The sequence below is a fragment of the Nocardiopsis sp. RV163 genome, from assembly GCF_001029525.1.
In the GTDB taxonomy this organism is placed as follows: domain Bacteria; phylum Actinomycetota; class Actinomycetes; order Streptosporangiales; family Streptosporangiaceae; genus Nocardiopsis; species Nocardiopsis dassonvillei.
Window position 1 is genome coordinate 57,558 of record NZ_LEKI01000006.1, and the last position, 22,333, is coordinate 79,890.

Annotated in this window: 19 protein-coding genes and 3 tRNA genes; 9 read left to right on the forward strand and 13 right to left on the reverse strand. The window is 72.6% G+C overall.

The annotated features are described in order from the left end of the window. Window positions 1–28: 28 nt before the first annotated feature. The 7 genes from ABD54_RS02280 (at window position 29) to ABD54_RS02310 (ending at window position 9,295) form a co-directional block, all read left to right on the forward strand. Window positions 29–760: a DUF305 domain-containing protein gene (locus tag ABD54_RS02280; RefSeq protein ID WP_047867765.1), complete on the forward strand. Its 732-nt coding sequence runs from the start codon at window positions 29–31 to the stop codon at window positions 758–760. Window positions 761–1,160: 400 nt separating this feature from the next. Then, the gene (locus ABD54_RS02285) at window positions 1,161–2,606 is read left to right on the forward strand and encodes a cytochrome ubiquinol oxidase subunit I (RefSeq protein WP_047867766.1); all 1,446 of its coding nucleotides are present in this window, start codon (window positions 1,161–1,163) and stop codon (window positions 2,604–2,606) included. Between the two features lie 12 nt (window positions 2,607–2,618). Then, window positions 2,619–3,671, forward strand: coding sequence for a cytochrome d ubiquinol oxidase subunit II (gene cydB / locus ABD54_RS02290; RefSeq protein ID WP_047867767.1), 1,053 nt, complete (start codon window positions 2,619–2,621; stop codon window positions 3,669–3,671). 225 nt (window positions 3,672–3,896) lie between these two features. After that, on the forward strand, window positions 3,897–5,684 hold the full coding sequence (gene cydD, locus ABD54_RS02295; RefSeq protein WP_047867768.1) for a thiol reductant ABC exporter subunit CydD: 1,788 nt from the start codon (window positions 3,897–3,899) through the stop codon (window positions 5,682–5,684). Next, window positions 5,681–7,444, forward strand: a complete 1,764-nt coding sequence (cydC, locus tag ABD54_RS02300; RefSeq protein ID WP_047867769.1) for a thiol reductant ABC exporter subunit CydC — start codon at window positions 5,681–5,683, stop codon at window positions 7,442–7,444. Before cydD ends, cydC begins: the two co-directional genes overlap by 4 nt. 161 nt (window positions 7,445–7,605) lie before the next feature. After that, window positions 7,606–8,382, forward strand: coding sequence for an RNA ligase family protein (locus ABD54_RS02305; protein WP_047867788.1), 777 nt, complete (start codon window positions 7,606–7,608; stop codon window positions 8,380–8,382). Between the two features lie 61 nt (window positions 8,383–8,443). Continuing rightward, the gene (locus ABD54_RS02310; RefSeq protein WP_047867770.1) at window positions 8,444–9,295 is read left to right on the forward strand and encodes an EI24 domain-containing protein; all 852 of its coding nucleotides are present in this window, start codon (window positions 8,444–8,446) and stop codon (window positions 9,293–9,295) included. 285 nt (window positions 9,296–9,580) lie between these two features. On the opposite strand, the gene ABD54_RS02315 is transcribed toward ABD54_RS02310, so the two are convergent. Genes ABD54_RS02315 through ABD54_RS02330 form a run of 4 tightly spaced genes read right to left on the reverse strand, consistent with a single transcriptional unit; the run spans window position 9,581 to window position 13,915 of the window. Beyond that, window positions 9,581–10,705 (reverse strand): D-alanine--D-alanine ligase family protein, encoded by a 1,125-nt coding sequence (locus ABD54_RS02315; protein WP_047867771.1) that lies wholly within the window; start codon window positions 10,703–10,705, stop codon window positions 9,581–9,583. A 59-nt stretch (window positions 10,706–10,764) separates the two neighbouring features. Further along, window positions 10,765–11,994, reverse strand: coding sequence for a PLP-dependent aspartate aminotransferase family protein (locus tag ABD54_RS02320; protein ID WP_047867772.1), 1,230 nt, complete (start codon window positions 11,992–11,994; stop codon window positions 10,765–10,767). 11 nt (window positions 11,995–12,005) lie between these two features. Continuing rightward, on the reverse strand, window positions 12,006–13,061 hold the full coding sequence (locus ABD54_RS02325; protein WP_047867789.1) for an NAD(P)H-dependent glycerol-3-phosphate dehydrogenase: 1,056 nt from the start codon (window positions 13,059–13,061) through the stop codon (window positions 12,006–12,008). An 8-nt stretch (window positions 13,062–13,069) separates the two neighbouring features. After that, window positions 13,070–13,915, reverse strand: coding sequence for a 1-acyl-sn-glycerol-3-phosphate acyltransferase (locus ABD54_RS02330; protein WP_047867773.1), 846 nt, complete (start codon window positions 13,913–13,915; stop codon window positions 13,070–13,072). A gap of 168 nt (window positions 13,916–14,083) precedes the next feature. Here ABD54_RS02330 and cofC point away from each other — a divergent pair, with 168 nt between their 5' ends. Continuing rightward, window positions 14,084–14,776: a 2-phospho-L-lactate guanylyltransferase gene (cofC, locus tag ABD54_RS02335; protein WP_047867774.1), complete on the forward strand. Its 693-nt coding sequence runs from the start codon at window positions 14,084–14,086 to the stop codon at window positions 14,774–14,776. 262 nt (window positions 14,777–15,038) lie between these two features. On the opposite strand, the gene ABD54_RS02340 is transcribed toward cofC, so the two are convergent. The 3 genes from ABD54_RS02340 to leuC form a co-directional block, all read right to left on the reverse strand. After that, window positions 15,039–15,320 (reverse strand): HU family DNA-binding protein, encoded by a 282-nt coding sequence (locus ABD54_RS02340; protein ID WP_013151244.1) that lies wholly within the window; start codon window positions 15,318–15,320, stop codon window positions 15,039–15,041. Window positions 15,321–15,669: 349 nt separating this feature from the next. Continuing rightward, window positions 15,670–16,266, reverse strand: a complete 597-nt coding sequence (leuD, locus tag ABD54_RS02345) for a 3-isopropylmalate dehydratase small subunit (RefSeq protein ID WP_047867775.1) — start codon at window positions 16,264–16,266, stop codon at window positions 15,670–15,672. Between the two features lie 25 nt (window positions 16,267–16,291). After that, window positions 16,292–17,698 carry a 3-isopropylmalate dehydratase large subunit gene (gene leuC / locus ABD54_RS02350; RefSeq protein WP_047867776.1) on the reverse strand — a complete coding sequence of 469 codons (1,407 nt, stop codon included), beginning with the start codon at window positions 17,696–17,698 and terminating at the stop codon, window positions 16,292–16,294. Window positions 17,699–17,851: 153 nt separating this feature from the next. Here leuC and ABD54_RS02355 point away from each other — a divergent pair, with 153 nt between their 5' ends. Further along, window positions 17,852–18,538 carry an IclR family transcriptional regulator gene (locus ABD54_RS02355; protein ID WP_047867777.1) on the forward strand — a complete coding sequence of 229 codons (687 nt, stop codon included), beginning with the start codon at window positions 17,852–17,854 and terminating at the stop codon, window positions 18,536–18,538. A gap of 140 nt (window positions 18,539–18,678) precedes the next feature. On the opposite strand, the gene ABD54_RS02360 is transcribed toward ABD54_RS02355, so the two are convergent. The 6 genes from ABD54_RS02360 to gltX all read right to left on the reverse strand — a co-directional run bounded on the left by ABD54_RS02360 (window position 18,679) and on the right by gltX (window position 22,224). Then, the gene (locus tag ABD54_RS02360) at window positions 18,679–19,596 is read right to left on the reverse strand and encodes an AlpA family transcriptional regulator (protein ID WP_047867778.1); all 918 of its coding nucleotides are present in this window, start codon (window positions 19,594–19,596) and stop codon (window positions 18,679–18,681) included. Window positions 19,597–19,786: 190 nt separating this feature from the next. Continuing rightward, entirely contained in the window at window positions 19,787–20,050 is a 264-nt protein-coding gene (locus ABD54_RS02365) for a hypothetical protein (RefSeq protein ID WP_047867779.1), read from the reverse strand. A 212-nt stretch (window positions 20,051–20,262) separates the two neighbouring features. Further along, window positions 20,263–20,338: transfer RNA gene (locus ABD54_RS02370), tRNA-Glu, on the reverse strand. Window positions 20,339–20,447: 109 nt separating this feature from the next. Beyond that, window positions 20,448–20,520, reverse strand: a tRNA-Glu gene (locus ABD54_RS02375). 51 nt (window positions 20,521–20,571) lie between these two features. Continuing rightward, window positions 20,572–20,643, reverse strand: a tRNA-Gln gene (locus ABD54_RS02380). A gap of 135 nt (window positions 20,644–20,778) precedes the next feature. Next, window positions 20,779–22,224: a glutamate--tRNA ligase gene (gene gltX / locus ABD54_RS02385; protein ID WP_082166642.1), complete on the reverse strand. Its 1,446-nt coding sequence runs from the start codon at window positions 22,222–22,224 to the stop codon at window positions 20,779–20,781. Window positions 22,225–22,333 lie beyond the last annotated feature (109 nt).

Here is a 22,333-nt window from a genome sequence, read left to right on the forward strand (position 1 = left end):
GTTGGGCGATTCGACCAGGATGGTTCCTATGGAACAGAGAAACGGTCCCGCGACCGGGACGGCCGACCACGTCGGCGATGCCCCGGACGACGACGGACCCCCGTGGGAGGACGGGGCGGCGGACGAGGAGACCCCGCCACGGGCCTCCTGGCGCTCGGTACCGACGTGGACCGCTGTGATCCTCGTCGTATTGGCCCTGGGCGGGGGTTACCTGCTGGGACGCCCGTCCTACCCGCTGGACACCGGCGCGGACGCCGGGTTCCTGCGCGACATGAGCGCGCACCACGCCCAGGCCGTGGACATGTCGATGCTCATCCTGGAGAGGACCGAGGACCCCGAGCTGCGCACGGTGGCCACCGACATCGCCCGCACCCAGCAGGCCCAGATCGGGATCATGCAGGGGTGGCTGATGGCCTGGGACCTCAACGCGCGCGGCGTGCAGGAGCCGATGGCGTGGATGGAGGGCCACGACCACGGCGGCGAGGGCGGCGAGATCCCCGACACGATGCCGGGGCTGGCCTCCTCGGAGGAGATGGTCTCCCTGGAGGAGGCCACGGGCGAGGAGGCCGAACTCCTCTTCCTGGAGCTGATGATCGCCCACCACCGGGGCGGCGTCGAGATGGCCGACGCGGAGGTGGAACTGGGCCGGGAGGACCTGGTCACCGACTTCGCCCAGGGGATGGCCGACTCCCAGCTCAAGGAGATCGACCTGATGGAGGGCATGATCGACCAGCGCCGGGACGGCGCCTCCGGCGACTGACCCCGCGTTCGCGCACACGGCGACGGCGGCTCACCAGAAGGCGGGCCGCCGTCACCGTGTCTCGGAGCCGTCCACCCCCGGTCCCGCCCTGAAGAGTTCGCGCCCGGGCCCGATGTGTTCGGACCGTGCGGGCCCGGAGCACCGGGCGTCCCGGAGCGCGTGTGTCCGAACGCACACGGCGGCTCCCCGCGCGTCCGCGCCCCGCCCTCCCGGGCGGCTTCCCCGCAGGTGACAGCGCCGCAGGCCCGCCGCCGGCCCTTTCCGACGCGCCCCGGAGAGCCCGCACACCCACCGGGGAGACGCACGGAACACCGTTTTCCGCGGTACCCGCTGGATCTACGACACGCCGTAGAACTACGATCTGTAGTACTACCGGCGGTCGGTATTTGGAGAGGCGGGTATGGAAGCCCTTGAACTCGCGAGGTGGCAGTTCGGCGTCACCACGATCTACCACTTCCTGTTCGTACCCCTGACCATCGGGCTGTCGTTCATCGTGGCCGTGCTCCAGACCCTCTGGTACCGCACCGGCAGGCACGAGTACCTGCAGGCCACCCAGTTCTTCGGCAAGCTCTTCCTCATCAACTTCGCCATGGGCGTGGTCACCGGCATCGTGCAGGAGTTCCAGTTCGGCATGAACTGGAGCGAGTACTCCCGCTTCGTCGGCGACGTCTTCGGCGCCCCGCTGGCCATGGAGGCACTGCTCGCCTTCTTCCTGGAGTCCACCTTCATCGGGCTGTGGATCTTCGGCTGGCACCGGCTGCCCCGGGGCGTCCACCTGGCCTGCATCTGGGCGGTCGCCATCGGCACCAACCTCTCGGCGTACTTCATCCTCGCCGCCAACGCCTGGATGCGTCACCCGGTGGGCTACACGGTCAACGAGGAGAACGGGCGCGCCGAGCTCACCGACATCTGGGCCGTGCTCAGCAACGACCAGGCCTGGTCCACCTACCTGCACACCGTCTCGGCAGCCTTCATCACCGCCGGGCTGTTCGTCGTGGCGGTCAGCGCCTACAAGCTCTGGCGCAACAGCCACCACAACGACACCGGCACCCCCGGCGTGGTCCCGCCCCGGAAGGACTTCGCGCTGTTCCGCGGCACGCTCAAGGTCGGCCTGGCCTTCACCCTGGTCGCCGGCGCCCTGGTGGTCTTCTCCGGCGACCACCAGGCCAAACTCGCCGCCGAGTACGAGCCGATGAAGCTCGCCGCCGCCGAGGCCCTGTGGGAGACCGAGGAGGGCGCGGCCTTCTCCGCCCTGGCCGTCGGCGACACCGAGGAGCGCTACAACCCCATCGACATCACCATTCCCAACGTGCTCAGCTTCCTCGCCACCGGTCAGTTCGACGGCGAGGTGCACGGGATGAACAACCTGGAGGAGGCCTACGACGAGTACTACGGCCCCGGGGACTACACCCCCAACGTGTTCGTCGTGTACTGGTCCTTCCGCCTGATGATGGGCCTGGGCATGTTCGGGGTGGCGGTCGCCGCGCTCGGCCTCCTGCTCACCTGGGGCAGGGAGCGCACGCCGACCAGCAAGTGGTTCTACTACGCGGCCATGCTCGCGCTGCCCGCGGCGCTGGCCGCCAACATCTTCGGCTGGGTGCTCACCGAGATGGGCCGCCAGCCCTGGACCGTGCACGGCGAGCTGCTCACCGCGGCCAGCGTCTCCCCCGGGGTGAGCCTGGGAGCCGTCGCGGCGAGCCTGGCCGGGTTCACCGCGGTGTACGGGGTGCTCTTCGTCGTCGAGGTCGGCCTGCTCCTGAAGTACGTCAAGGCCGGCCCCTCCCACCTCGTCCCCGAGCTGGAGGACGACGGGGACGAGTCCAAGATCCCGCACTTCAGCTACTAGGAGCCAAGGACCATGGAACTGGCCGTCATCTGGTTCACCGCCATCTCGGTCCTGTGGATCGGGTACTTCGTCCTGGAGGGGTTCGACTTCGGGGTGGGCACGCTCATGCCCTTCATGGGCAGGCGCGACTCCGTCGACCGCCGGGTCGCCATCAACGCGATCGGACCGGTCTGGGACGCCAACGAGGTGTGGCTGATCACCGCGGTCGGCGCGACCTTCGCCGCCTTTCCCGCCTGGTACGCCTCCCTGCTCAGCGGGTTCTACGCACCGGTGTTCCTCATCCTCGTCGCGCTGATCCTGCGCGGTGTGGCGTTCGAGTACCGGGGCAAGCGCGACAGCTCCGCGTGGCGCGCCTGGTGGGACCGGGCGATCTTCGCGGGCAGCACCGCGCCCGCCTTCCTGTGGGGCGTGGTCTTCGCCAACGTCGTCCGGGGCGTGGCCATGGGCTCCGACCAGGTGGTCACCTCCTCGGTGGCCGACCTGCTCAACCCGTACGCCCTGGTCGGCGGGCTGACCACGCTGTCGCTGTTCACCCTGCACGGGGCGATCTTCCTGACCCTGAAGACCGACGGGCCGGTGCGGACCCGCGCGCGCCGGGCCGCCCTGTGGTCGGCGTGCGCCGCGGTCCCGCTGGTCTCGCTCTTCCTGGCCTGGACCCAGCTCGCCCACGGCGACGGGACCGCGACCCTGCCGCTCGTCGCCCTCTCCGCCGCCGCCCTGGCCGGCGGGGTCGCGGCGGCCTGGCGGCGCCGCGAGGGGTGGTCGTTCGCCTGCACGGCGGTGACAATCCTGACCGCGTTCGCCGCCCTGTTCACCGCGCTGTTCCCGAACGTGCTGGCCTCCACCACCGATCCGGCGTTCAGCCTGACCGTCGCGAACGCCTCCTCCGCCGAGTACACGCTGACCGTGATGTCGTGGGTGGCGGTGGTGTTCCTGCCGCTCGTGCTCCTCTACCAGGGGTGGAGCTACTGGGTGTTCCGCAGGAGGGTGACCGGCGGGACCGTGACGGGGGCGACCGCCACCCGCACCGACCACGGGGGCAGGACCCCCGAACCCGCCGCCTGACCGCGCCGCGCGGCCTCCCGGGCGCACCCGCCCGGGAGGCTTCCGGCCGCCCCGCTCGCGGGGAGGGACCGCGGGGCGAGCCGGTCCGCGAGGCGCACCGGGTGGATACTGGGGCCGTCGCGCCCGCTCATACCGGCCGGAGCGGCCCCGTTCCACCGTGAAGGTCCCAGCCGCTCCGAGTCAGCCGTGCACCCGACCCGAACGACGCCGTGAGGTCCCGCTCCCATGAAACCCCTTGACCCGCGCCTGGTGCGCACCGCAAGCGCGGTACGCGCGCACCTGGCCGTCTCCGTGGCCAGCGGAGTGCTCATCACCGGCCTGATCCTGGTCCAGGCCTGGCTGCTGGCCCGCGCCGTCACCGGCGCGTGGCGGGGCGAGGGGATGGACACCCTGGGCTGGGTGGTGGGCGCGGTCGCGGCCGTCGCCGTGGTCCGGGCCCTGCTGTCCTACGCGGCCGAGACCTCAGCGCTGCGCAGCGCAGCGCGCACCAAGTCGCAGCTGCGCCGCCGCTTGGTGGCGCACGTGACCGGTTCGGGCAGGGTGTGGGCCGCGGAACCGGGCGGCGAGCAGGGCTCGCCCAAGGCGGGCGAGCTGGTCACCCTGGCCACCCGGGGCCTGGACGCGCTCGACGACTACTTCGCCCGCTACCTGCCCCAACTGGTCCTGGCCGCGATCGTGCCGCTCGCCGTGCTGGCGGTGGTGTTCTGGGCGGACTGGATCTCGGGGATCGTCATCCTGGTGACGGTTCCGCTGATCCCGCTTTTCATGGCGCTGATCGGCATGCACACCCAGCAGCGCACCGACCGGCAGTGGAAGCTGCTGAGCCGGCTGGGCGGACACTTCCTGGACGTGGTGGAGGGGCTGCCGACCCTGGCCGTGTTCCGCCGGGCCAAGGCGCAGGCCGAGATCCTGCGCCGGGTGGGCGAGGACCACCGGCGGGCGACGATGGGAACGCTGCGGATCGCCTTCCTGTCGGCGTTCGCGCTGGAACTGCTGTCCACCCTGGCGGTGGCGCTGGTCGCGGTGGAGGTGGGCCTGCGCCTGCTGGGCGGCCACATGGACTACCAGACGGCACTGCTGGTGCTGATCCTGGCGCCGGAGGCCTACCTGCCGCTGCGGGAGGTGGGCGCCCGGTTCCACGCGAGCATGGAGGGCGTGTCCGCCGCCGAGCAGGTGTTCACCGAACTGGAGCGCGGACGCGAAGCGGCGCGGACCGGGACCGCCGCCTCCGGCGACGCCGAGGAGACCCCGGCGACGGGGCGCGGCGGCTCCTGCGCCCCTCCCCCGGCGACCGGCCGGCCCGCGCCCGCCGCCGGGGGCGACATCCGCTTCGAGGACGTGGAACTGCTCTACCCCGGACGGGACGTGCCCGCCCTGTCCGGACTGGAACTGGAGGTGGCGTCCGGGGAGCACCTGCTGCTCACCGGCCCCAGCGGGTCGGGCAAGTCCACCCTGCTGTCGCTGCTGCTGCGGCTGAACGAGCCCACCCGCGGACGCGTCAGTGTGCGCGCGCCCGGCGGGCGGTGGGAACCCCTGGACGGGATCGACGCCGACGACTGGCGCCTCGGCACCGCCTGGGTCCCCCAGAGCCCCTACCTGTTCGACGTGTCCGTGGCCGACAACATCCGCCTGGGCGCGCCGGGAGCCTCCATGGAGCGGGTCCGCGAGGCGGCCCGGCTGGCCGAGGCCGACGCGTTCGTCCGCGCCCTCCCCGACGGCTACGACACCCGGCTCGGAGAGCGCGGCGCCCGCCTGTCGGCCGGGCAGAGGCAGCGGATCGCGCTGGCGCGGGCGCTGTGCAGGGACGCCCCGCTCGTCCTGCTGGACGAGCCCACCGCCCACCTGGACCCCGAGAGCGCCGCGGCGGTGCGCACGGCCGTCGCCCGGCTCCTGGAGGGCCGGACCGCAGTCATCGTCGCCCACGACACCGGCTGGGCGCGCGGCGTCCTCGGGGACACCCTGCGGACCGCGTCGCTGCCGCTGCCGACCCGTGAAGGGAGCGTGTCGCGATGAGCGCCGACACCGCCCCCGGCGCGGCCCGGGCGTCCGAGCGCGAACGCCGCCGCGACCCGCTGCTGCGGATGACGGCCCTGGCCCGGCCCCGCAGGGGCCGCTTCGCGCTCGGCGTGCTGCTGGGCGCCGCCGCGACCGGCGCGGCCGTGGCCCTGCTGGGCGTGGCCGCGTGGATGCTGGCCGTCGCCGCCGAGCACCCGCCCATCACCGCTCTGGGCGTGGCCGTGGTCGCCACCCGCGCGCTGGGCGTGGGCCGCGGGGTGGCCCGCTACCTGGAGCGGCTGGTCACCCACGACGCCGCGTTCCGCACGCTGGCCGAGGTCAGGGTGCGGGTTTACGAGCGGCTCGCCAGGACCGAGCCGTTCGGCCGCTTCCGGTCCGGCGACCTGGTGTCCCGGCTGGTCAACGACACCGAGGCCACCTTGGACCTGCTGGTGCGCGGCCTGACGCCGCCGCTGGTCTCGGTGGTGACCGGCGGCGCCGCGGTGCTGGTCCTGACCGCGCTGTACGTCCCGGGCGGGCTGCTGCTGGCGGCGGGCCTGCTGCTGGCGGGGCTGGCGGTGCCGCTGGCCGCGGCCGCGCTGGGCCGGGAACCGGGCAGGCGCCAGGCCAGAGCGCGCGGGGAGCTGTCGACGACTCTGGTGGACACCCTGCACGGGGCCCCCGACCTGGTCGCCTACGGCGCCATGGACCAGCAGGTGGCCCGGGTGTACGCGGCCGACGAGGAGTTGACCCGGCTGGCGCGCAGGGACTCCGCGATCCTGGGGCTGGGCGCCGGGGCGAGCGCGCTGATCACCGGGCTGACCGTGTGGGGCGCACTGTTCCTGGGCGTGGCCGCCGTGGAGGGCGGGACACTGGACGCGGTGTCGCTGGCGGTGCTGGTGCTGGTGACGCTGGCGGCGTTCGAGATCGTGGCGCCGCTGCCCGCCGTGGCGGCCAGGCTGGGTGCCATCCGGGCGAGCGGCGCCAGGCTGTTCGGGGTCCTGGACACCCCGCCCGCGGTGGCCGCGCCCACCCGCACGGGTTTGGATCCGAACGGGGACGCCACGGTACGGGTACGGGACCTGCGGGTGCGCTACGGTCCCGGGGAACCGTGGGCGCTGGACGGGGTGGACCTGGAGATCCCCGCCGGGTGGACGGTGGCGGTGATCGGCCCCAGCGGCGCGGGCAAGAGCACGCTGGCTTCGGTGCTGCTACGGTTCCGCGATCCGGACGGCGGCCTGGTGGAGATCGGTGGGGAGGACGTAACGTCCTATCCGGCCGACGAGGTGCGCGGGGTGGTGTCGGGGGTGCCGCAGGACCCGCACGTGTTCGCCTCGACGCTGCGGGAGAACCTGCGGCTGGCCCGGCCCGGCGCGGAGGACGAGGAGCTGTGGGAGGCGCTGCGGCGCGCGCGGCTGGCCGACGAGGTGGCGGCGACGCCCCGGGGGCTGGACACGCTGGTGGGCACGCACGGGCTGGGCCTGAGCGGCGGGATGGTGCAGCGGCTGGCGCTGGCCCGCGCCCTGCTGGCGGCGCCCCGGGTGCTGGTGCTGGACGAGCCGACCGCCCACCTGGACCCGGACACGCGCGACGCGGTGGTGGAGGACCTGCTGGCCGCGGCCGAGGGGTACTCCACCCTGCTGGTCACGCACGACATGACGGGCCTGGACAGCGTGGACCGGATCTACGTGGTGCGCGACGGCCGGGTGATCCAGCAGGGCACGCACGAGGAACTGTCCCGGCGGGAGGGCTGGTACCGCGACGTCAGCGCGGACTGAGCGTGCCGGGACCGCGCACGGCGGTCCGGTCCCGTCGCGCGCGTGCGGCGGGACCGGCCGAAAACGGGGGGACATGACGGACGGTACTGGGATACCGTCCCACCGTGCCGCCCAGACAGACCGCTTGGAACGCGCGAGCCGGATGAGCCCCTGGAGTGATCATGACCGACTCCGACCTGCGCGCGCTGGACCTGCCCGGCCTCAACTTCGCCGCCAAGTACCCCAGCATCCCCACCTACCACACCCTCGACCCCCGGAACGGGGGTCTGCTGGAGGAGGCCACCGCTTTCACCGGCGACGTCGTGTTGACGGAGAAGGTCGACGGAGTCAATGCGCGTATCGTCTCCTTCCCCTCCGGGGACTACGTGCTGGGCGGCCGCGAGGAGCTGCTGTACGCCAGGGGCGACCTGGTCGGGAACCCCGCCCTGGGCGTAGTCGACGCCCTGCGCGCCCTGGTCGGCCGGATCACACCCCCGGCCTCCGGGATCGCCGTCCACTACCTGGAAGTGTACGGGGGCAGGGTCACCGCTGCCAGCCGCGAGTACACCGGCGACCGCGCCGTCGGGTACCGGATGTTCGACTCGGCGGCCGTCCCGGCCGAGGTGCTGTCCCTGCGGCGACGGGAGGTCTCCGCCTGGCGCGAGGCCGGGGGCCAGGGCTTCCTCCCCGAGGACGCGCTCCTCCGGCTCGCCGAGCGCGAGGGGGTCGGGCTCACACCCCGGCTCGCCACCGTGCCCGCCGACGAGATGCCCCAAGGCGTCGTCGAGACCTCGGAGTTCGTCGCCGAACACCTGCCGGGCACCAGGGTCGCGCTGGACGGGGGCGCGGGCGGCCGGGCGGAGGGGGTCGTGCTGCGCACCACGGACCGGTCGGTGATCGCCAAGGCCCGCTTCCAGGACTACCGGCGCACGCTCAAGCGCCGGTCCCGGCGCGGATGACGACGGCCGGGTCACCGGGCCCGGATCTGACAGCGGGAGCGGTCTCCTCTAGGGTTCCCCCGTGGCCAATCCTGTTCGTGAGTTCCTCGGTGGCGTCGGCGCCCTCCTGCGCGGCTTCGCCCTGCTGTTGCGCAGACCGCGCCTGTTCCTGCTCGGCGCCCTCCCCGCCCTGATCACGTCGCTGGTGTTCCTGGCGCTGTTCGTGCTCCTGGTGGTGAACCTGACCGACCTGGCCGACTGGGCGACGCCCTTCGCCGACGGCTGGGACCCCCTGTGGCAGGGACTGCTGCGCGGCGCCGTGTCCGTGGCGGTCCTGGCCGGGTCGCTCCTGCTGATGGTGATCGCGTTCACGACGGTCACGCTGACCCTGGGCGGGCCGATCTACGACAAGGTCACCGAACTGGTCGAGAAGGAGCTGGGCAACGACCCCGGCGAGCTCGACGAGCCGCTGATGGCGTCGATGTGGCGGGCCGTCCGGCAGTCGCTGGCGGTCGTGGCGGTGTCCCTGCTGGTGACGTTGCTCGTGTTCGCGATCGGTTTCGTCCCGCTGGTGGGACAGGTAGTCGGTCCGGTGATGGCCGCCGTGCTGGGCGGGTGGCTGCTCGCGATCGAGATGCTGGCGAGCGCGTTCGACCGGCGGGGGCTGACGACCATCCGGGAGCGGCGCCGGTACATGGGCACGCGGCGTGCGCGGGTGCTGGGCTACGCGGTGCCGACGTACTTCCTGTTGGCGATCCCGTTCCTGGCGGTCGTGGTCTTCCCCGCCGCCGCCGCGGGCGCGGTGCTCCTCGCCCGCGAGCTGGCTCCCGCAGCGCCGACCCGGCCGGACCCCGCCGGGCCCCCGCCGGAGCCGGGCGCTCCGAGCGGACCGCCTCCTGGCGGGCCCTTCCCCGGAGGACACGTGCAGGGCTGACCGAGGACGGACTCCGCCCGGCGCACGCACCTCCGGTCCGGCCCGCGAAACCGCCCCGTGCCTACGCGCGGGGCGGTTCCCCTTACGCCCGTCCGGAGCCCGGGACCGCCTCGCGGCCCGCAGGCCGGCGCATACACGGCGGGGGTCGACCTCGAACCGGAGCGGAGGCTGTCCGCGGGGCGGCGGAGGAGGCGGCGGCCCGTCAGCGGTGGGCGTAGGCTCGGGGAGGGACCTCCGTGAGCTCGTGTCCCGGGTGCCACCCCCGTGTACCGGGAGGAGGCCGGTCTACCTCAGGCCGGGAGCGCGGCGCAGCGCCGTGGAGATCATCCGCTCCACCAGGGCCGCGTAGTCCACGCCGGTGGCGGCCCACATCTGCGGGAAGGCCGACGCCGGGGTGAAGCCGGGCATGGTGTTGAGCTCGTTGACGAGGATGTCGCCGTCCTCGGTGTAGAAGAAGTCGACGCGGGCCAGGCCCTCGCACCCCATCGCCTCGAACACCTCGGCGGCCAGCGCGCGCAGGCGCGCCGTGGCCTCCTCGGGAAGCTCCGCCGGGATGGTCAGGCTGCTCGTGGACAGGTACTTGGCCTCGAAGTCGTAGAAGTCGAAGCCGTCGGCGACGTGCACCTCGGCCGGGACGGACACGTCGGGTGTGCCGCCGTCCTCGGACTCCAGCACGCCGCACTCCACCTCGCGGCCCACGACCCGGGCCTCCACCAGCACCTTGGGGTCGTGCTCGCGGGCGGCCTCGACCGCGGCGGCCACCGCGTCGGCGTCGGAGGAGTCCTCCACCTTGCTGATGCCCACGCTGCTGCCCGCGCGGGCGGGCTTGACGAACACGGTGGCGCCGAGCTCGGCGACGTCGTCCAGCACCCTCTTGCGCTCGGTGCGCCAGTGGCGGTCGGTGATGGCCACGAAGTCGCTGGTGGGGATGCCGTTGCCGCGCAGCATGGCCTTCATGAAGACCTTGTCCATGGAGGCGGAGCTGGAGAACACCCCGGCCCCGGCGTAACGCACGCCCATCATCTCGAACAGCCCCTGGATGGTGCCGTCCTCGCCGAAGGGGCCGTGCAGCAGCGGCAGCACCACGTCCACCCCGGCCAGGCGCTCGGGGCCCTTGACCGGGTCCACGACCATCAACTGGCCCGCCGAGTCGAAGGGCAGCGCGAGGTCGGCGCCGTCCTCGGACACCGAAGGCAGCGCGCTGGTGCCAGCGTCGATGCGCAGGCTCTCGGGGTCGCCCGAGGTCAGCACCCAGTTGCCCGTGCGGGTGATACCGACCGGCACGATCTCGTAGCGGTCGTGGTCGACGACGGACAGCACGCTGCCCGCGGTGACGCAGGAGATCTCGTGTTCGGAGCTACGCCCGCCGAAGACGACGGCCACCCGAATCTTGCGCTGTTCGGACGACATGCTGCCTGACCCTATCTCGCCGTTGGTTGGAACCGGAGCGGGTGGAACCCCGCGGTGTGTCAGCCGTCCCCGCCGAGGGCCGCCAGGGCGTCCTCGACGAGGTCACGGGGGTCCTCCAGGCCGACGGAGAACCGTACCGCCCCCGGTGAGATGCCCGCGGCGGCCAGTTCCGGCTCGCTCATGCTGCGGTGCGACGTGGAGGCGACGTGTCCGGCGAGCGTGTGCGTGCCACCCAGCGAGGCGGCGATGGTGGCCACGCGCAACCGGTCGGCGAAGGCCATCCCGGCCTCGCGTCCGCCGCGCGGGTGCACGGTCACGACCGCGCCGTAGCGGCCCCGGTCGAACAGCTTGCCGGCGAGCGCCGACTGGGGGTGGGAGGCCAGCGAGGGGTGGTCGACCCGCTCCACCAGAGGGTGACCCTCCAGTGCCGCGGCGAGGGCCGCCGCGCTCTCGCACTGGCGCTGCACCCGCAGCGGCAGCGTCTCCAGCCCGCGGTGCAGCAGGTAGGCCTCGTCGGGGGCCAGGCAGGGGCCCAGGTCCACGCGCGCGGAGCGGATGCGCGCGATCAGGTCGGGCGAGGCCACGGCCACGCCGCCGGTGGTGTCGCTGTGGCCCCCGATGTACTTGGTGGCCGAATGCACGACCACGTCGGCACCGTGCTCCAGCGGACGGCACACGGCCGGCGAGGCGAAGGTGGAGTCCACCACCAGGACGGCGTCGGCCTCGTGGGAGATCCGTGCCAGCTCGGGCAGGTCGGAGACGGTCATGGTGGGGTTGGACAGCGTCTCGGTGAACACCATCCGGGTGTCGGGTCCCACGGCGGCGCGCACGGCGTCGGGGTCGGTGATGTCCACGAAGTCGGTGCGCACGCCGAACCGGCGCAGCAGTCGGTCCAGGAGCGAATGGGTGTTGCCGTAGATGGACTGCGAGGCCACCACATGGGATCCGGCCTCGGTCAGCGCCATGAACACCGTGCTGAGCGCGCCCATGCCCGAGGAGAAGGCCTGTCCGCGCACCGGGCCCGGCACCCCGGCGCCCTCCAGGGCCGCGACGGCGTCGGCGAACGCGTCCACGGTGGGGCTGTCGATGCGCGCGTAGGAGTAGCCCCGTCGGGTGCCCGCCAGCACGTCCGCGTACTCCCGGGAGGTGTCGAACGCGTAGGTGGTGGCCCGGTGGACGGGCATGCGCATCGGGCGCTCGGCGGGAACCGGCGCCTGCGGGAGGGAGACCGCCCGCGTGTACTCGCCCTCGGCCCCGGCTCCCGGTGCGGACCCTGGTGTGTGTGACATCGTGCTCGCTCTCAGACCCCGTAGCGCTCGGGCTTGGCGCTGCGCGCCATGAAGGCTGCCAGCGCCTCGGCCGGGCTCAGGTCGTGGTGCATCATCTTGACGACGGCCTCGGTGATCGGCATGTCGACCCCGTGGGCCCATCCGAGTTCCAGGACGGATTCGGAGGACTTGACCCCCTCGGCCGTCTGCTTGGTCTCCGCGACGACCTGTTCGAGGGTTTTACCAGCGCCCAGTTTCTCACCGAAGGTCCGGTTTCGCGACAGCGGCGACGAGCATGTCGCGACCAGGTCGCCCATTCCGGCCAGGCCGGACAGGGTGTGCTCGTCCGCGCCCAGGGCCACGGCCAGGCGCGTGGTCTCGGCCAGGCCGCGGGTGATGAGGGACGCCTTGGTGTTGTCCCCGAAGCCCATGCCCTCGGCCACGCCGACGGCCAGGCCGATCACGTTCTTCATCGCGCCGCCGATCTCCACCCCGACCAGGTCGGTGCTGGTGTAGGGGCGGAAGTAAGCCGACTTGAACAGGCTCTGGAGCCGCACGGCCGTCGGCTCGTGCGGGCAGGCGACCACCGCGGTGGCGGGCTGGCGCTCGGCGATCTCGCGGGCCAGGTTGGGGCCCGACACGACCGCGATGCGCTCCTCGGAGTACTCCAGGACCTCGGCGATGATCTGGCTCACCCGCATGCGGGTGCCCAGTTCCACACCCTTCATGAGGCTGACGACCACCGCGTCCTCGCGCAGGTGGGGGCGCCAGTCCACGAGGTTGGCCCGCAGCGTCTGCGACGGCACCGCCAGCACCACCACGTCGGCCTCCGCCAGCGCCTTGGGGGCGTCGGCGGTGGCCCGCAGGCGCGGGTTGAGGGCGATCCCGGGGAAGTAGTCGGGGTTCTGCGAGGTCTCGTTGATCGCTTCGACCACCGAGGAGCGCCGCCCCCACAGGACGACCTCGGCGGCGGGGCCGTCCGGACGGCGTTGCCCGGCCGGGTCGGCCGCGTCCGCGATGATGTTCGCGAACACGGTGCCCCACGACCCCGCGCCGAGAACGGCGATCCTCACGTCGTCGGTACCCATCGGCTCCCTCATGCCCCCGCGTTGTTCCCGCCGTTGTCGCTCTTCGCCCCGGTCTGGTCGTCGGCCGGCGCCGTGCTGTCCGCCGCGGCGGGCGTGCCGCCGTCCACGGGGGGCCGCTCCTCGCTCGCGGCGGCCGCGGCCCGCGTCCTCCTGGGGTCGTAGGGGACCGCGGGCGGCTCCTCCCCGCGGATCCGCGCCTGGAGGGCGGTGATGTCGGCCATGATCGCCTCGGTGGCCTCCCGCAGGACCGTCCCGGTCAGCGGCTGGCCCCGGAACCGGGACAGGTCCACGGGCGGTCCGGCCAGGAACTCCACGCGCTTGCGCGGGAACAGCCTGACCTTCTTGGTGCCGTAGGGCATGATGTGCTGTTCGCCCCAGTGCGCCACCGGGACCACGGGCACTCCCGTGGTGAGGGCCAGGCGCGCCACGCCGGTCTTGGCGGCCATCGGCCACAGGTCCGGGTCCCGGGTGCAGGTGCCCTCGGGGTAGAAGATCACCGAGGCCTCGTCACGGGTGAGCGCCAGCTCGGCCTCGTGGAGCGCCTTGACGGCGTCGGTGCTGCCGCGCTTGACCGGGATCTGGCCGGTGCTCCTGGCCACCGCGCTCACCACGGGGATGCGCATGACCCCCTCCTTCATGGTGAAGGTCGGCCAGCGCCGGGCACCGATGTAGAGGAAGTGGGCGACCGTGAGCGGGTCGGCCAGGGACAGGTGGTTGAGGGCGATGATCGCGCCGCCCCTGGCCGGGACGTGCTCGGTGCCCTTCCAGTCCGGCTTGGTCACGAACCACAGGACGAACCGGACGATCCGGGAGACGACCGCTTTCACCCACCGGGATTCTCGTTGCTTGGCCACGGGACTCCTCACTCCATCGCTCCGGGCCCGTCGAGGCCGCACAGCACAACCGATTCAGTGTAGGGCGTGTTCGGGGGACGCGGCCCGGCGCGGTCGGCGCAGCCGACGGCTCCTCCCCGAACGCCTACCCTCGTCACTGACGTGCCGTACCGACGCTCCGGGGGGACCGTGACCGGCTGTGGAGAGCAGGGCGGGGCACCGCGCCCCGGGGCGCGCTGGTCCCTGGTCGTCCCGGTGAAGCGCCTCGGCCGCGCAAAGACGCGGCTGGCCCCGGCCGCGAAGGGGCGCCGGGAGGACCTGGCGCTGGCCATCGCCTGCGACACGGTGGCCGCGGCGCGGGCCTGCCCCGGGGTGGCTGCGGTGTTCGTGGTGACCGAGGACGCGCGCGCGGGCGCCGAACTGGCCCGGTCGGGCGCGGAGGTGGTGGGCGGCGAGCCCGGCACGGGGCTGAACCCGGCGCTGGAGCACGGGGCCGCCGTCGCACGGCGGCGCCTGCCCGGGCTCGGGGTGTGCGCCCTGTCCGCCGACCTGCCCGCGCTGCGCCCCGAGGAGTTGGAGCGGGTCCTGGCCGCGGCGGCCGGGCACGACCGCTCCTTCCTGCCGGACGCTCCCGGTGTGGGCACGACGCTGTTCGCCGCCGCGCCCGGGCAACCGTTCACCCCGGCCTTCGAGGGACCCTCGCGGGCCCGCCACCTGGCCGGGGGCGTCAGGGAGCTGGTGGTGCCGGACGTGGCGTCGGTGCGGCGCGACGTGGACACGTTCGAGGACCTGCGTGCCGCGGTGTCGCTGGGGGTGGGCCCCAGGACGAGCGGGCTGTGGGAGCTCGTGGGCGGCGGCCTGTGCCCGCAGAGCGCGCCCTGAGCCCTCCTGAGGCCCCGATGCACCCTTCCCCTCCCCCGGACGCCGCAGGGGCCCCGTGCGCCGCGTGTGCACGCCCCATGAGCCCCACAAGGCCCTCAAGCACCCTCCTGGTGCTCCTCCTGAGCCACATGACCCCCACGAGATCTTGGCGCACCCCCTTGGCTTCCTGCGTCCCGTGAGCCTCACAGGCCCACGAACGCGTTCCGCCCGGGCCCCTCGAAGGGGACCCGGGCGGACGGACCCGTCGCCTTGCGGTGGCGGGTTACTTCTTGTCGCCGTTGACCAGAGCCTTGAAGTCAGCGCCAGCGCGGAACTTCGGTACGAAGCTCGCGGGGACGTTGATGGTGGCGCCGGTGGCGGGGTTGCGGGCCGTGCGGGCCGCGCGCTCGGACTTCTCGAAAACGCCGAAGCCGGTGATGGCGACCTTGTCGCCCGACGCCACGGTGGCCTGAATGGTGTCAAGCACAGCGTTGACCGCTTCGGTCGCGGTCTTCTTGTCTCCGAGCCGATCGGAGATCGCGTCGATCAGGTCACGCTTGTTCATAAGGTTCCTCCGGTTCCCCCTTGCTCGCACGAAATTAGGGGAAGCAGAGGCCCTTACACAAATACAAACGCCTACGGGCAGGGCGTGTCGGGGCCATCCCCACCTGCGCGGCAGCTTCCGGGGGACCCCGGTCCAGACCGGAGACGCCCCGGGCTTCAGTCCCTTTTGGCCCCTTCTGCGAGCCTCAAATGCCTACGTATAACCGGATTCCGGGCACGGGACACGCTGGGCTTAAGGACGGAAGACCCGTAAGCAGACGCTCACAGCATGTAAAGGTAAAATATTTCTGGACCGGGGGTGTCCTGCGTCACACAGGCCACGGATCCCCGGCCCAGAAGCCGATCAGTGTCTAGAGGGTCACCGGCAGCCAGGGCTTGCGGGTGCCCTCGAACTCCCCGATCCCGTCCGTGTGGCGAAGGGTCAGCGCGATGTCGTCCAGGCCCTCCAGGAGCCGCCAGCGGGTGTAGTCGTCCAACTCGAAGGACTCCCGCACGTCCGCAGCCGGAACACGCACCTCGCGCTCGACCAGGTCCACGGTCACCTCGGTTGCGGGGTCGGCCTCGACGGCCGCCCAGACGCGGTCGATGACCTCTTGGGCCAGCAGGACCGTCAGCAGTCCGCCCTTGAGCGAGTTGCCGCGGAAGATGTCGGCGAAGCGCGAGGACAGCACCGTCTTGAAGCCGTAGTCCTGGAGCGCCCACACGGCGTGCTCGCGCGAGGAGCCCGTGCCGAAGTCCGGCCCGGTCACCAGCACGGACGCGCCCTGGTACTCGGGGCGGTTGAGGACGAAGTCGGGGTCGGACTTGCGCCACTCGGCGAACAGGCCGTCCTCGAAGCCGGTCCGGCTGACCCGCTTGAGGTAGACGGCCGGGATGATCTGGTCGGTGTCGACGTTGCTCGCGCGCAGCGGCACGGCCCGACCGGTGTGGACGTCGAACTTCTCCATGAGAGGTCTCTCCTAACGGGGCGCGCTAGAGGGCGGCCAGGTCGGCGGGCGAGGACAGGGTGCCGCGCACAGCGGTGGCGGCGGCGACCTGCGGCGACACCAGGTGGGTGCGTCCTCCGCGGCCCTGGCGGCCCTCGAAGTTGCGGTTGGAGGTGGAGGCGCTGCGCTCGCCGGGCTTGAGCTGGTCGGGGTTCATGCCCAGGCACATCGAGCAGCCCGCCTCGCGCCACTCGGCGCCGGCCTCCTCGAAGATCCGGCCCAGGCCCTCCTGGTTGGCCTGCTCCTTGACCCGCATGGAGCCGGGGACGACGAGCATGCGCACGCCCTCGGCCACCCTGCGGCCGCGGATGATCTCGGCGGCGGAGCGCAGGTCCTCGATGCGGCCGTTGGTGCACGAGCCCAGGAAGACGGTGTCCACCCTCACCTCGCGCATCGGCGTTCCGGCCACGAGGTCCATGTAGGCCAGGGCCTTCTCGGCGGCGGCGCGGGCGGAGGGGTCCTCGAACGAGGCGGGGTCGGGCACGGAGGCGTCCAGCGGCACGCCCTGGCCGGGGTTGGTGCCCCAGGTGACGAACGGGCTGAGCTCGTCGGCGTCCAGCACGACCTCGGCGTCGAAGACCGCGCCCTCGTCGGTGCGCAGGCCCTTCCAGTGCTCGACCGCGGCGTCGAAGTCCTCACCCTGCGGCGCGTGCGCCCGGCCGCGGATGTAGTCGAACGTGGTCTGGTCCGGGGCGATCATCCCGGCGCGGGCGCCCGCCTCGATGGACATGTTGCACACCGTCATGCGGGCTTCCATGGACAGGGCCTCGATGGCCTCGCCCCGGTACTCGATGACGTAGCCCTGGCCGCCGCCGGTGCCGATCTTGGCGATGACCGCGAGGATGACGTCCTTGGCGGACACCCCCGGACGCAGCGTGCCGTTCACGGTGACGGCCATCGTCTTGAAGGGGGCCATCGGCAGGGTCTGGGTGGCCAGGACGTGCTCGACCTGGCTGGTACCGATACCGAACGCCAGGGCGCCGAACGCGCCGTGGGTGCTGGTGTGGCTGTCGCCGCAGACGATGGTCATGCCCGGCTGGGTCAGGCCCAACTGGGGGCCGACCACGTGCACCACGCCCTGCTCGATGTCGCCCATCGGGTGCAGCCGCACGCCGAAGTCGGAGCAGTTCTTGCGCAGCGTCTCGACCTGCTTGCGGGAGACCGGGTCGGCGATGGGGGCCAGCAGGTCCTGGGTGGGGACGTTGTGGTCCTCGGTGGCGATGGTCAGGTCCGGGCGGCGCACGGACCGGCCCGCCAGGCGCAGGCCCTCGAAGGCCTGCGGGCTGGTCACCTCGTGGACGAGGTGGAGGTCGATGTAGAGCAGGTCCGGCTCGCCGTCGGCACGTCGGACGACGTGCTCCTCCCAGACCTTCTCGGCCATCGTGCGTGCCATGGGCGATCGCCTCTCTCGTAATCGTCTCGGGCGCGTCTCGTGTGGAGCCCTGCGCGGACTGCGGCCTGACTTGCATTCCATATTTCGAGACGGCAATATCAAGCCATGGACAACTCTAGCTCATCCAGCGGCGTCGGTGTCCTGGACAAGACCATGTCCGTCCTCGACGCCCTGGAGTCGGGACCGGCGTCCCTGGCCCAGTTGGTACAGATCACCGGCCTGGCCCGGCCGACGGCCCACCGGCTGGCGGTGGCGCTGGAGCGCCACCGCATGGTCACCCGCGACAGCCAGGGGCGCTTCGTGCTGGGTCCGCGCCTGGGAGAGCTGTCGATAGCGACCGGCGAGGACCGGCTGCTGGCGGTGGCCTCCCCCGTGCTGGTGCAGCTGCGCGACCTGACCGGGGAGAGCGCGCAGCTCTACCGCCGCCAGGGCGACCTGCGGGTCTGCGTGGCCGCCTCCGAGCGCAGCAGCGGACTGCGCGACACGGTCCCGGTCGGCAGCGAGTTGCCCATGAACGCCGGCTCGGCCGCCCAGGTGCTGCTGGCCTGGGAGGACTCCGACCGGATCCGCCGCTCCCTGCTGGGGGCGCGGTTCACGGCGGCCAGCCTGGCCCAGGTGCGCCGCCGCCGCTGGGCCCAGAGCGTGGCCGAGCGCGAGCAGGGCGTGGCCTCGGTATCCGCGCCGGTGTCGGGTCCCGGCGGGCGCGTGATCGCCGCCGTGTCGGTGTCGGGCCCCATAGAGCGCCTGACCCGCTCACCCGGCCGCATCCACTCCCAGGCGGTCCTGTCGGCGGCGGAGAAGATCAGCGAGTCCCTGCACAGCTACGAGGGCTCGCACTAGCCGGGCGGCACCGCCTGTCGGGCCGTCCGGGAGACGGTCCGCCGGGGGCGTCGGGGTGAAGCACCCGGTGGCGGTCCTTGGCCCGGGAGCGGGGCGGGGGCTCTTCCGTGGAGGCCCGCCGCCGGGGACCGGTCCCTTGCTCAGGCGCCGACGAGGTCCATCGGCGACCGCGCGGTGATGGGCGCGGTCTTGGTGGACGCGCCCTCCGACGCCACGGTGAACTCGCTCTCGGGCGACAGGGCGATCATCCCCAGCCAGTCGCGCACGGTCATCCCGGGCACCAGCTCGGTCGCGTCACCGCGCTCGCCCTCCCCGTCGACCATGACCAGGGCGTGGATCCGGTTGGTCACCGTGGCGAGCACGACCGGGTGCTCGAACACCTCCAGCCTGCGGAAGACGTCCACCGCCTCGTCCCGGGGCGAGCAGACCAGCACCGTGTAGCGGCCGCGGGCGTCGCGCACCCGGGGGTTCTTAACCAGGTAGTGGATGAACTCGCGCGTGGTGCGGGCGTGCGCGGCCAGCAGCTTGGCCACCCGGCGCGCGTCGGGGCTGTTGGCGTGGCGGACCAGGGCGAGCTCGACCTTGCGCGAGGTCTGGAGCAGCCAGTCGATCTCGGACATCTCGGTCCGCGTGGGCCGCAGCTGACCGTCGTCCACGCCGATCCCGCGCAGCCACGCGTTGACCTCGGACCACAGCCACACCAGGGAGCGGCCCACGGCCGCCTCGGGCGCGGGGAAGGGGACGCCGTCGTGGCGCTGGCCGCGGACCCACTGGTCGACGTTCTGCCTGCTCCTGCCGGTGATCTCGGCGATGTCGGAGATCCCGACCAGCTCCCGGTCGAGGCGGACGATCCGCACGCCGGGCACGGTCACGTGGACCCGCTCCACCAGCGACCTGGCCGCCGTGACCGCGTCCGGGCCGAGCGCGGCCACGGACAGGCGGAGCGATCCGTGCCAGGAGGAGACGAGGGCGTCGAAGCTCTCGCTGAGGGCCTGGACGGTGTCGTGGTCGTCCAGTTCGAACCCGTCCACGACGAAGACGAACTCGTACTCGGCCATCGGCCTCGCCTTCCTCCGGAGCGTCCTCCGGTGTGCGCCGGGCTACCGGCCGCGGTCAACGGCCTCGGCCCCAAGGGCCCGCCGGGCGCCGCCCATCCGTTGGCAAACGTCAACACGAGGATACCCGGAACGGCCGGACCACACCACGGCCGGGGTGCTCGCGAACCGCCCGCGACCGGACGGGCGGGCCTCATTCGCGGGGTCCGCCCGCACCCCGCCGGGGATCGTCAGGGGGCATCGGGCAGCGCCGCGCCTCCTGGCGGATGCGGCGCGCGGCCCGACCGGAGTCGCGCGGCGTCCCGGGGACCTGGATGCGGGTGCAGCCGCAGTCGCAGTACAGACGCCCCCAGTGTCCCTCCTGCCTCAGCACCCACCCCTGTTCGCACAGGTCCTTGAGGACCTCGCGCAGCTCCTTGTCCTGGTGGTTGCCCGGACCGAGCTCACGGCCGGTCACGGCGCGCCCGGGGGCGCCGGTCCGGTCCGAACGGCTGGAGGGGGTGGGTGACTCTTCATACGCTCCGACAGGGGTTGGGGGCCGGGGAACCGCGCCCGCACAGTATCCCAGGGGCGCCACGGCGCCGCGGACCCGCCTTCCCCGGCCCGGGACGGACCCGCGGGACCGGAGAACACGAAAGGCCCCATCCTGGTGGATGGAGCCTCACCTGCTGGTACCCCCGAGCGGATTCGAACCGCCGTTACCGCCTTGAGAGGGCGGCGTCCTAGGCCACTAGACGACGGGGGCCGGACTGGTCCGGGCGGACCTGTAATACGATATCCACCCCAACCGGACACCGGTGGCGTGCACCGGCCAGAAAGAAAGCCCTCACCTGGTGAGAGCTTCTCCCTCTGTGTACCCCCGAGCGGATTCGAACCGCCGTTACCGCCTTGAGAGGGCGGCGTCCTAGGCCACTAGACGACGGGGGCGCGCTTTCGGGTCTGCGACCCGCACGATCAGCGACTCAACGCTGACCTGCGCTGGGGTACCAGGACTCGAACCTAGACTAACTGAACCAGAATCAGTCGTGCTGCCGATTACACCATACCCCAGTGCTCTGGGAGGACCCGGTCCGCTTCCGCTTTCCCGTCCCCCTCGGCGACGTGGACAACTCTAGCGGACATTCCGAGTGGTCGCGAACCGGAATCGGGGCGGCCGGGCTGTGGCTCCGACCACCCCCGTGCGCCTCAGTGCCCGGCGGGGTCCTGCTGCGCTTCCAGCTTCGCCAGGGCCGCGGACAACCGCTGCTGGACGCGCTCGCGGCCGAGCAGTTCCAGCGACTCGAACAGCGGCAGGCCGACGGTCCGGCCGGTGACCGCGACGCGCACGGGGGCCTGCGCCTTGCCCAGCTTCAGGCCCAGCGAGGCGCCGACCTCCTCGGTGGCGGCCTTGAGGCCCTCGGCGGCCCACGGCAGCTCCGGGTCGGCGAAGCGTGCCAGGGCGGCCTGGAGCATCTCCCGCCCCACGCCCGGCTTCATGGCCTTGGCCCAGCTCTTCTCGTCCTCCACGGGCTCGCGAAGGAAGAGGAAGTCCACGTTCGGCACGATCTCGCTGAGCACCGCCACGCGGCTCTGCGCGAGCGGGGCGACGGCGGCGAAGACCGCAGGGTCGTAGTCGGCCGGGTCCCACGGGGCCGCGTCGCCGGTCAGCCACGGCCGGCAGCGCTCGGCGAACTCCTCGGCGGAGAGCTCGCGGATGTACTCGCCGTTGAAGGCGCGCAGCTTCTTCTCGTCGAAGAAGGCGCTGGAGCTGTTGACGTCCTCCACCCGGAACAGCGGCTGCATCTGCGACCAGGGCATGATCTCGCGGTCGTCGCCCGGCGCCCAGCCCAGCAGCATGAGGTAGTTGACCATCGCCTCCGGCAGGTAGCCCTCCTCCTGGTAGGACTCCAGGGCGACCTTGTCGCGGCGCTTGGAGAGCTTCTTGCGCTGCTCGTTGACGATGACCGGCAGGTGGGCCCACACCGGCGGGGTCAGCCCCAGCGCCTCCCACAGGAGCTGCTGCTTGGGGGTGTTGGACAGGTGCTCCTCGCCGCGCACGACGTGGGTGATGCGCATCTCGACGTCGTCTACGACGTTGGCCAGCACGAACAGCGGCGAGCCGTCGGCGCGGGCGATCACGAAGTCCTCGATGGCGGAGTGCTCGAACTCCACACGGCCGCGGATCCGGTCGGCCACGACGGTGGGGCCGCCCCCGGGCACGCGGAAGCGCAGGGCCCGGCCCGGGCCGGGGGCCAGGTTCCGGTCGCGGCAGAAGCCGTCGTAGCCCAGGTTGGGGTTGTCGCGCCGCTCCTGCACCTCCTCCCGTGTGCAGTCGCAGTAGTAGGCGCGGCCGTTCTTGTACAGCTCCTGCGCGGTCTCGCGGTGCTTGTCCGCGTACTCCGACTGGAAGTAGGGACCCTCGAAGTGCGGGTCGTCCTCGCCGATACCGAGCCAGGCCAGCGCGCGGATGATGCCCTCGGTCCACTCCGGGCGGTTGCGCGCGGCGTCGGTGTCCTCGACGCGCAGCACCATGCGGCCCTCGGGCCGCTGCTGTGCCAGCGCCCAGTTGAACAGCGCGGAGCGCGCGCCGCCGACGTGGAACATGCCCGTGGGGGACGGGGCGAAGCGGGTACGAATCGAAGTCTCAGTCACGCGCCCAGGGTATCCGCGCCGGGCGGGGGCCCGGGGAAACCGGCTGGTCCCCGCCGCACGCTCGGGGCCGCTCCCCCGGCCGGGGCCGGGGGAGCGGCCGCGTGCCCCC